Origin of the sequence: Achromobacter sp. UBA5777 (assembly GCF_002418565.1) — a bacterium.
In the GTDB taxonomy this organism is placed as follows: Bacteria; Pseudomonadota; Gammaproteobacteria; order Burkholderiales; family Burkholderiaceae_B; genus Achromobacter; species Achromobacter animicus.
On sequence record NZ_DIEJ01000060.1, the window covers coordinates 1 to 9601 of the forward strand.

The window sequence follows — 9601 nt, forward strand, 5'->3', positions numbered from 1 at the left end:
ACTGGACGCCCTGCTCGCCGGCACCGGCATCCGCGTGCTGCCGCAGTCGAACGGCAGCTACGTGCTGGACCGCCCCGCCAACGCGGGCATCGCCACCACGAACCTGCCCGCCGTGACGGTCACCGCTTCCGCCGCCGACCCCAACCTGCCCGCGCCCTTCGCGGGCGGTCAGGTGGCGCGCGGCGGCGGCCTGGGCGTACTGGGCACCGGCGACGTCATGGACGTGCCGTTCAGCACCACCAACTACACCGCGCAGATGATCGAAAACCAGCAGGCGCGCACGCTGGCCGACATCGTCATCAGCGAATCCTCGGTGCGCACCACCACGTCCAGCGGCGGCTTTTCCGACGAGTTCCAGATCCGCGGCTACTCCGTGGCCGCAGGCGACGTCGGCCTGAACGGCCTGTACGGCCTGGCATCGGCCAGCCGCATGCCCGCCGCCATGATGGAGCGCGTCGAAGTCCTGAAAGGCCCCGGCACGCTGATGAACGGCATCGGCCCCAACGGCAGCATCGGCGGCGGCATCAACATCGTCACCAAGCGCGCGGGTGACGAGCCCCTGACGCGCCTGACCACCACCTACCAAAGCAAGTCGCAACTGGGCGGCCAGCTCGACATGGGCCGGCGCTTTGGCGACAACAACGAATGGGGCATCCGCGTCAACGGCGTCTACAGCAACGGCGACACCAACATCGACGACGGCAGGCAGGAACAAGGCGTGGGCGCGCTGGCGCTGGACTACCGCGGCACCAAGCTGCGCTGGTCGCTGGACGCCTACACCCAGCACGAGAACATCGACAACTTTCGTCCGCAGATCGGCTTTCAGTCGAATGTGACGTCGCTGCCCTCGCCGCCCTCGGGCCACCGCAATTTCTACCCCGGCACCGAGCTCACGCTAAACGATTCGACCGTAGCCACCCGCCTCGAGTACGACATCAATGACCACCTGATGGTCTACGGCGCTACCGGCTACCGCTACGGCACCGCCGAGCAGACCTTCCCGTCGGGGCCCGCAGACGCGCAGGGCAATTTCACGGTGTCCAACGCCTATTACGATTCGTACTCGCGCACGTGGACGGGCGACATCGGCCTGCGCGCCCGCTTTGACACCTGGGGCATCGGCCACACCGTGAACCTGTCGGCCACGCGCCTGGACCAGGAGTCCGGCAACGCCTACGTCACGTCCTCCGGTCCTGGCGTGCCGTCCAGCATCTTCCGGCCCGCCCCGCTACCGCCTGTCACCGCCGACCGCGGCGCGCCGCAAAAGGCATCCAAGACCGAGCTGACCAGCTACACGCTGACCGACACCTTGTCCTTCGCCGGCGACACCCTGCTGATCACCGGCGGCATGCGCAACCAGCGCGTCGTGCTCGACAACTACTCGACCGCCACCGGCGCGCGCACCGGGTCGTACGACGAAAGCGCGATCTCGCCGGTCGCAGGCATCGTGTTCAAGCCGATCTCCAACGTCTCGCTGTACGGCAACTTCACGTCCGGCCTGACGCGCGGCGGCATCGCGCCCGCTACCGCGGCCAACGCCGGCCAGGTCTTCGCGCCGTACAAGTCCAAGCAATATGAAGCGGGCGTCAAGGTCGACTGGGGCAAGATCATCACCAGCGCCTCGGTGTTCCAGATCACGCGCCCGAACTCGATGACCGATCCCGACACGCGCATCTACAGCTTCGACGGCGAACAGCGCAACCGCGGCCTGGAACTGGCCGCCTTCGGCGAAGCGATGCCGGGCCTTCGCATGATGGCCAGCGCCACGTTCTACGACGCCACGCTCAAGCAAACCGCAGGCGGCGTGAACGACGGCAACGACGCCAACGGCGTGCCGAAGAACACCTTCAACCTGGGGGTGGATTGGGACACGCCGTGGGTCCGCGGCCTGAGCCTGAACGCCCGCGTGATCCACACGTCGTCGATGTACTTCAACGCGGCCAACACGCTGACCCTGCCCTCGTGGACGCGCTACGACATCGGCGCGCGTTACAACACCGAGATCCTGGGCCGCTCCGTGGTGTTACGCGCAAACATCGAGAACCTGTTCAACAAGGACTTCTGGCTGGCCAGCGGCTCGTACGCGACGGTCGCGGCGCCGCGCACGTTCTTGTTGTCGGCGCAGATCGACTTCTGATCCAACCGGCCTGCAGCGGTTCACGGCCGACGCCGCGAATCGCGCTCATGCGGCAGGGCCGGCCTCAGCCATGAGGCCGGCTTTTTTATTGCCGCGCCTGCGCCGCCACGTATTCCCTCAACGTCTGCACCAGCGCCACCGCAGCCGGCGACAAACTCCGGTTGCGCGCCGTCACCAGCCCAATGGAGCGCTCGGCCACCGGCGCCGTCAGCCGCCGCTGCACGATGCCGGTCTGCGCCACCGCGCCAGCGGCGATCTCCGGCAACGCTGCGACGCCGAAGCCGCATTCGACCATCGCCACGATGGTGGTCAGGTGCTCGGCTTCGAATGCGGGTGCGAAGCGGATGCGGTTCTGCAGAAAGGCCCATTCCGTGTACTGACGCACGCTGCTCGGATGCACCATGGACACGTGTTCCGCGTCGGCGGTATCGGCCCAGCGCAGCGGGCCTTTCGCCCGCGCCAGCGGATGGGCCACCGGGATCAGCAGGATGAAGCTGTCGGACATCAGCGGCACGTAGTGCAGATCGGCATGCTGCGGGTCGGCGGCGGTCAGCGCAAAGTCCACCTCTCCCGCGCGCACCAGGTCGAAGGCCGGACCGGAGAGCGTGTCGCGGACCTTTAGTGCGACGTGCGGGTGCGCCTGGCGGTACGTCATCAGCACGCGCGGCAGCAGCCGCGCTGCGAGCGATGGCAGCGCCGCCACCGACACCTGTCCCTGTTCCGCGCTGGAGATGCTGCCGACTGCGGCGATGGCGTCGCGGAATGCCGCCTGCAGGGTCGCGGCCTGTTGCAGGAAAACCTCGCCCGCCGCCGTCAGGCGTACCGTGCGCGTGGTGCGGTCAAACAGGCGCACGCCGAGCGCGTCCTCGATGCGCTGGATCTGCGTGGACAGCGCGGATTGCGACAGATGCAACTGTCCCGCGGCCTGGCGGAAGTTGAGCGTGCGGCCCAGCACCAGCGTGGTGTCGATGTCCCGCATCGACAGGTTGATCTGCATGATTTGTCCCCGCCCTATTGATCTGATTGACCGATCATTCTATTCAAAAATTCTGATTCATCAATCAACCGCCCTTCTCTACACTCGCGCCAAAGCGTGATTTCAGAATCAGGAGAACAGCATGCAGAAAGACACGAAAGCGCTGCCCAATCCGGGCGCGGCGCATGCGGTGGTGGTGGGCGGCGGCACGATGGGTGCGGATGTCGCCGTCGTGTTGACGCGCGCGGCGTGCCGCACGACGGTGATCGAATCGAATGCCGAGCGCGCGGCCGGTCTGCCGGCGCGCGTGGCGGAAAACCTGAAGACCATCGGGCGCGAGGCAAACGCAGCCCTTCTGGCCACCGCGCCGTCGCTGGACGAGGTGGACTGGTCCACGGTGGATCTGGTGATCGAGTGCATTCCCGAGCGCCTCGACATCAAGCAGGCGCTCTTTGCGGACCTGGCGCGGCGCACGCGGCCCGATGCCATCCTGGCCAGCAACAGTTCCAGTTTCCCGATCAGCGCGATCAGCCAGGGGCTGGACACCCGCGGCCGCATGCTGGGCCTGCACTTCTTCATGCCGGCGCATCTGGTGCCGCTCGTGGAAGTGGTGCTGGGCGAGGCCAGCGACGAGGCCTGCGCGGATTCGCTGATCGACTTCATGCGGCGCTGCGGCAGCGTGCCGGTGAAGGTGAAGCAGGATCTGCCGGGCTTTCTGGCGAACCGCCTGCAGCACGCGCTCTCGCGCGAAGCCTTCGACCTCATCGACCGCGGTATCGCGTCGCCCGAGGACGTGGACGCCGCTGTGCGGTTCGGATTTGGATTCCGGTTCCTGGCGGCGGGTCCCGTGATGCAGCGCGATCACGCGGGCATCGACGTGCACGCGGCAGCCGGCGCGACGATGTACCCGACGTTCTGCAACGCCGACCACCCGGCGCGCTGTCTGACTGAACGCGCCGCCGACGGCCGGCATGGCATGAAGGCAGGTGAAGGTTTTTATGCCTGGACGCCCGAGACCATTGCCGCGGAGCGCGCCCGCTACGACCGGCTGCTGCGCGCCGGCCTGGACTTGATCGCTCCCGAACTGCCGGAGATCAAGCCTTGAACTCGCCTGCCTCAACCCCCGTGTCCACATCCATGTCCGCCTCCATCTCCGGCGCCACGCCGGCCGCCTTCGTGCCGCCCGCTCTCCCCCGCGCCGCGCTGGCCGACTCGCCCGTCATCATCACCGTCGCGCCCAACGGCGCCTACAAGAAAGCCGCCGACCACCCCGCTGTGCCGCTGACCGCAGACGCGCTGGCCGCCGAGGCCCGGGCATGCCTGGACGCCGGCGCCGCGATGATGCACATGCATGTGCGCAAGCCCGACGGCAGTCATCTGCTGGATGCGCAGGCCTATCGCGACGCGATCGCGGCGGTGCAGCGCGCCGTCGGCGACGAGCTGCTCGTACAGGTGACCAGCGAGGCGGCGGGTGTCTATCAGGCAGCCGAACAGATCGCGATGGTGCGCGAATTGCAGCCCGAAGCCGTCTCCATCGGTCTGCGCGAAATCGCCGTGCCCGGCATTCCGGAAGCGGAGCTGGCCGCCTTCCTGACGTGGCTCGCCGACCGACGCGTCATGACGCAGATCATCCTGTACGACGAGGCGGACGTGCGCCGCTGGCTGTCGCTGCGCGCGCGCGGCCTGGTGCCGCCGGGCGCGTGGTCGGTGCTGTTCGTGCTGGGCCGCTACAGCGCGGGACAGACGTCGTCGGCCTACGACCTGCTGCCGTTCCTGGCGGCTTACGACCATTCGTTGCCCTGGGCGATCTGCGCCTTCGGTCCCGAGGAGAACGCCTGCGTCACGACTGCAGCGGCCTTTGGCGGTCATATGCGAGTCGGGTTTGAAAACAATCTGAAGCTGCGCGACGGATCGTTGGCGCCGGACAACGCGGCGCTGGTCGCACAAGCCGCCCAAGGCGCGCGGGCGCTGGGCCGGCCACTGGCGACGGCGGCGGACGCGCGGCGCATCTACGGCGCGATCGGTTGATGCGGATGCGGGCCCTGCTGCGGGGCCCGTACCCACAACGAATCCGCGTTGCCTGGTCACTTCCGCCCCCTTCCGTAATACTCCCCCTCGATTATTTCGCTGTGTTGCAACATTGACGCCGCGCAAGCTCATCTGCTACAAACTTTCGCATCTGTACGTTTAACGCAATACCCCCACAAGTTTCTGCTGCGAGGTGGTGTGTGCAAGACGAATCCGATGGCTACACAAAAGCCCAGGAACTGCGAAGTTTCCTATTCCTGACGGCAGTCATGGCCCCGGTGTTGGCAGTGATCATCGTGGCCGGGTACGGTTTTGCGGTCTGGATCTACCAGATGTTCGCAGGCCCCCCGGGAAGCTGATGCAAAGCCTCCGCCCCCCTTTTCCCCCCAGTCAGCCCGCGCCCGCGCCCTGTAGCGCGGCGCCCGAGCTGCACATCGCCAGCATGGTGGTGCATGCCGCCCCACGCCGGCTGGCGGACGTGCGCGGCGCGATCCTCGCGATCGGCGGCGCGGAAATCCACGGCGCTTCCGAGACCGGCAAGCTGGTCGTCACCCTGGAAGCCCCCTCTACCGAAGACATGCTTGCGCAGATCGCGCAGATCCAGCGGCTGGACGGCGTGCTGGCGTCGGCGCTGGTCTATCAGCATTCCGACACGCTTGCCGCGATGAATGAGGAGATTGACGATGTCCATGGCTCGTAGAGAGTTCATCAAGCAATCTGCCGCCGCCGCTGCCGCCACGGTAGCCGGCATCCCCATCGTGGGCTACACGCAGAACATCGTGACAGAGTCGGAAGCCGCCAAGCTGAAGTGGTCCAAGGCGCCCTGTAGGTTCTGCGGAACCGGCTGCGGCGTGAACGTCGCGGTGAAGGACAACCAGGTCGTGGCGACGCACGGCGATTTCAACGCCGAGGTCAACCGCGGGCTGAACTGCGTCAAGGGCTATTTCCTGTCCAAGATCATGTACGGCAACGACCGGCTCACGACGCCGCTGCTGCGCATGAAGGACGGCAAGTACGCCAAGGATGGCGAGCTGGCGCCGGTGTCCTGGGACCAGGCGTTCGACGTCATGGCCGAACAGTTCAAGCGCGTGCTCAAAGACAAGGGCCCGGAAGCCGTCGGCATGTTCGGCTCGGGCCAGTGGACCATCTGGGAAGGCTACGCGGCGCTCAAGCTGATGAAGGCGGGGTTTCGGACCAACAACCTCGATCCGAACGCGCGCCACTGCATGGCGTCGGCGGCGGTGGGCTTCATCCGCACCTTTGGCGCCGACGAGCCCATGGGCTGCTACGACGACATCGAAAACGCCGACGCCTTCGTGCTGTGGGGCGCGAACATGGCGGAAATGCACCCCATCCTGTGGACGCGGGTGACCGACAGGCGGCTGAGCAAGCCCAATACCAAGGTGGTGGTGTTGTCCACATTCGAGAACCGGTCGTATGAACTGGCCGACATCTCGTTGACCTTCACGCCGCAAACCGACCTGGCGATCCTGAACTACATCGCCAACCACATCATCAAGACCAAGCGCGTCAACCGGGAATTCATCGACGAACACACCCGGTTCCTGGAAGGCAATACCGACATCGGCTACGGCCTGCGTCCCGAACACCCGCTGCAGAAGGCCGCCAAGAACGCCAACAACGCCGGCGGCTCGCGCCCGATCACTTACGACGAATACGCGAAGTTCGTCTCCAAGTACGACCTGGACTACACCGCCAAGCTGACGGGCGTGCCAAAGCGGAATCTGGAAGCGCTGGCCGAGCTGTACGCCGATCCGAAGATCCGCGTCATGTCGTTCTGGACCATGGGTTTCAACCAGCACACGCGCGGCGTGTGGGCGAACAATCTGGTCTACAACATCCATCTGCTGACCGGCAAGATTTCCACGCCGGGCAACAGCCCGTTCTCTTTGACGGGCCAGCCGTCCGCCTGCGGCACCGCGCGGGAAGTGGGCACGTTCTCGCATCGCCTGCCCGCGGACCTGGTCGTGACCAACCCGAAGCACCGGGCGCGCGCCGAAGAGGTCTGGGGGCTGCCGGACGGCACCATCCCCGAAAAGGTGGGCGCGCACGCGGTCTTGCAGAACCGCATGCTGAAAGACGGCACCATCAACGCTTACTGGGTGATGGTCAACAACAACATGCAGGCCGCAGCCAACATGTTGAACGAGGGCTATCCCGGCTACCGCAATCCGGCCAATTTCATCGTGGTGTCCGACGCGTACCCGACGGTGACCACGATCTCGGCCGACCTGGTGCTGCCCACCGCAATGTGGGTGGAAAAGGAAGGCGCCTACGGCAACGCCGAGCGCCGCACGCAGTTCTGGCACCAGTTGGTCAACGCGCCCAGCGGCGCGCGGTCGGACCTGTGGCAGTTGATGGAATTCTCCAAGCGCTTCACCACGGACGAAGTCTGGCCGGCGGACCTGCTGGCCAAGAAGCCCGAGCTGCGGGGCAAGACGCTCTTTCAGGTGCTGTACGAAAACGGCAAGGTCAACAAGTTTCCGAACACGGAACTGGATCCGGAATACGCGAACGACGAGGCCAAGGCGTTCGGCTTCTACGTGCAGAAGGGGCTGTTCGAGGAATATGCGGAATTCGGCCGCGGCCATGGCCATGATCTTGCGCCCTTTGACACCTATCACCAGGTGCGCGGCCTGCGCTGGCCCGTGGTCGACGGGGTCGAGACGCGCTGGCGCTATCGCGAGAAGGCGGATCCGTACGTGAAGGTGGGCTCCGGCTTCAACTTCTATGGCAACCCCGACGGCAAGGCCAATATCTATGCCCTGCCCTATGAGCCGCCTCCCGAGGTGCCGGACGAGGAATACCCCTTCTGGCTGTCGACCGGCCGCGTGCTGGAGCATTGGCATTCGGGGTCGATGACGCGGCGCGTGCCCGAGCTGTACCGCGCCTTTCCCGATGCGGTCTGCTTCATGCACCCGGACGACGCGCAGGCCATGGGCCTGCGGCGCGGCGTACTGGTCGAGATTGCGTCGCGCCGCGGCAAGATGCAGACCCGGCTGGAAACGCGCGGACGCAACAAGCCGCCGCGCGGGCTGGTGTTCGTGCCCTGGTTCGATGCCGGCCAACTGATCAACAAGGTCACGCTCGACGCCACCGATCCGATCTCGTTCCAGACCGACTTCAAGAAGTGCGCGGTCAAGATCACCAAGGCTTGACGGCCCGACGGAGACGCTCATGAACATTCGCGCCACTTCGATCGCCCTGGTCTTTCTGATCGGCGCCAACGCCTGGGCCGCGCCGACCGATCCGATGATCGATCCCATGCGAGGCCCGACGCCCCTGACCGAGTCGGCAACGCCGCCGCTGATGCCCCCGGTCGAGAACCGCGACGTGCGGCGCATGCGCACGTACTCGATGCAGCCGCCCACCATTCCGCACAAGATTGACGGCTACCAGATCGACAAGAACTTCAACCGCTGCCTGGCCTGTCACGCGCGGGTCAACACCGAGCAAACGCAGGCGGTGCCGCTGAGCGTGACGCACTACATGGACCGCGACAGCAACGTGCTGGCCGAAGTGTCCCCGCGCCGGTACTTCTGTCTGCAATGCCACGTGCCGCAAACGGAGGCCAAGCCGCTGGTCCCGAACAATTTCCAGGACATCGACGTGATCCTCAAGCGCCTGTCTGCTCCGGCGCCCGAAAAGAAGTAAGGGACAGGAGCCCGTCATGGTCAAGCTCATCAAGCGTTACTGGAACATCATCCGCCGGCCCAGCGTGCACTTCAGCCTGGGCTTTCTGACGGTGGGCGGGTTCGTCGGCGGCATCCTGTTCTGGGGCGCGTTCAACACCGCCATGGAGCTGACGAACACCGAGAAGTTCTGCACCGGCTGCCATGAAATGCGCGACAACGTGTACTCGGAGCTGAAGGGCACGATCCACTTCACCAATCGTTCCGGCGTGCGGGCGCTGTGCTCGGACTGCCACGTTCCGCACAACTGGACCGACAAGATCGCCCGCAAGATGCAGGCGTCCAAGGAGGTCTGGGGCAAGATCTTCGGCACCATCGACACGCGCGAGAAGTTCGTCGACAAGCGGCTGGAACTGGCGCAGCACGAGTGGGCGCGCTTCAAGGCGAACGACTCGCTGGAATGCCGCAACTGCCACAACTACGAATACATGGACTTCACCCGCCAAAGCGTGCGGGCGCAGAACATGCACTCGACCTATCTCGCGGACCGGTCCAAGACCTGCATCGACTGCCACAAGGGCATCGCCCACACGCTGCCGCACATTCCGCCTGGCCAGACCTCCGAAGCGACGCCGCCGGCCAGGGCGTCCAACGAGGTGGCCAATGCGGCCCGCTGACGCGCCGCTGCCGGTGCTGAGCGCGCGTGGGCTGGTCAGCCGGCGCGGCGGCCCCGGTGCGCTGGATTTTGACCTGCACGCCGGACAACTGTTGAACGTGCAGGGAACCAACGGCAGCGGCAAGACCAGC

Annotated in this window: 9 protein-coding genes; 8 read left to right on the forward strand and 1 reads right to left on the reverse strand. The window is 65.9% G+C overall.

Going from position 1 to position 9601, the window contains the following annotated elements; genetic code table 11:
• Nucleotide 1: 1 nt before the first annotated feature.
• Nucleotides 2-2137 carry a TonB-dependent receptor gene (locus tag B3446_RS04075; RefSeq protein ID WP_291377395.1) on the forward strand — a complete coding sequence of 712 codons (2136 nt, stop codon included), beginning with the start codon at nt 2-4 and terminating at the stop codon, nt 2135-2137.
• Nucleotides 2138-2222: 85 nt separating this feature from the next.
• Here the strand turns inward: B3446_RS04075 and B3446_RS04080 are convergent, their stop codons facing one another.
• Nucleotides 2223-3134 (reverse strand): LysR family transcriptional regulator, encoded by a 912-nt coding sequence (locus B3446_RS04080; protein ID WP_291377396.1) that lies wholly within the window; start codon nt 3132-3134, stop codon nt 2223-2225.
• 121 nt (nt 3135-3255) lie between these two features.
• Here B3446_RS04080 and B3446_RS04085 point away from each other — a divergent pair, with 121 nt between their 5' ends.
• The 7 genes from B3446_RS04085 to B3446_RS04115 all read left to right on the forward strand — a co-directional run bounded on the left by B3446_RS04085 (nt 3256) and on the right by B3446_RS04115 (nt 9471).
• On the forward strand, nt 3256-4218 hold the full coding sequence (locus B3446_RS04085) for a 3-hydroxyacyl-CoA dehydrogenase family protein (RefSeq protein ID WP_191577320.1): 963 nt from the start codon (nt 3256-3258) through the stop codon (nt 4216-4218).
• Nucleotides 4219-4250: 32 nt separating this feature from the next.
• A complete protein-coding gene (locus B3446_RS04090) occupies nt 4251-5141 on the forward strand; it encodes a 3-keto-5-aminohexanoate cleavage protein (RefSeq protein WP_291377397.1) in 891 nt (296 codons plus the stop codon).
• A 200-nt stretch (nt 5142-5341) separates the two neighbouring features.
• Nucleotides 5342-5500: a periplasmic nitrate reductase, NapE protein gene (gene napE, locus B3446_RS04095; protein ID WP_056569899.1), complete on the forward strand. Its 159-nt coding sequence runs from the start codon at nt 5342-5344 to the stop codon at nt 5498-5500.
• Nucleotides 5500-5841, forward strand: a complete 342-nt coding sequence (locus B3446_RS04100) for a chaperone NapD (protein ID WP_191577318.1) — start codon at nt 5500-5502, stop codon at nt 5839-5841. Before napE ends, B3446_RS04100 begins: the two co-directional genes overlap by 1 nt.
• Nucleotides 5825-8320 carry a periplasmic nitrate reductase subunit alpha gene (gene napA / locus B3446_RS04105; RefSeq protein ID WP_175138464.1) on the forward strand — a complete coding sequence of 832 codons (2496 nt, stop codon included), beginning with the start codon at nt 5825-5827 and terminating at the stop codon, nt 8318-8320. The genes B3446_RS04100 and napA overlap by 17 nt, the downstream gene beginning before the upstream one ends.
• 19 nt (nt 8321-8339) lie before the next feature.
• Complete coding sequence (locus B3446_RS04110) at nt 8340-8816, forward strand: nitrate reductase cytochrome c-type subunit (RefSeq protein WP_175124122.1); 477 nt, start codon at nt 8340-8342, stop codon at nt 8814-8816.
• A gap of 16 nt (nt 8817-8832) precedes the next feature.
• A complete protein-coding gene (locus B3446_RS04115; RefSeq protein ID WP_291377398.1) occupies nt 8833-9471 on the forward strand; it encodes a cytochrome c3 family protein in 639 nt (212 codons plus the stop codon).
• The last annotated feature ends 130 nt before the right edge of the window (nt 9472-9601 follow it).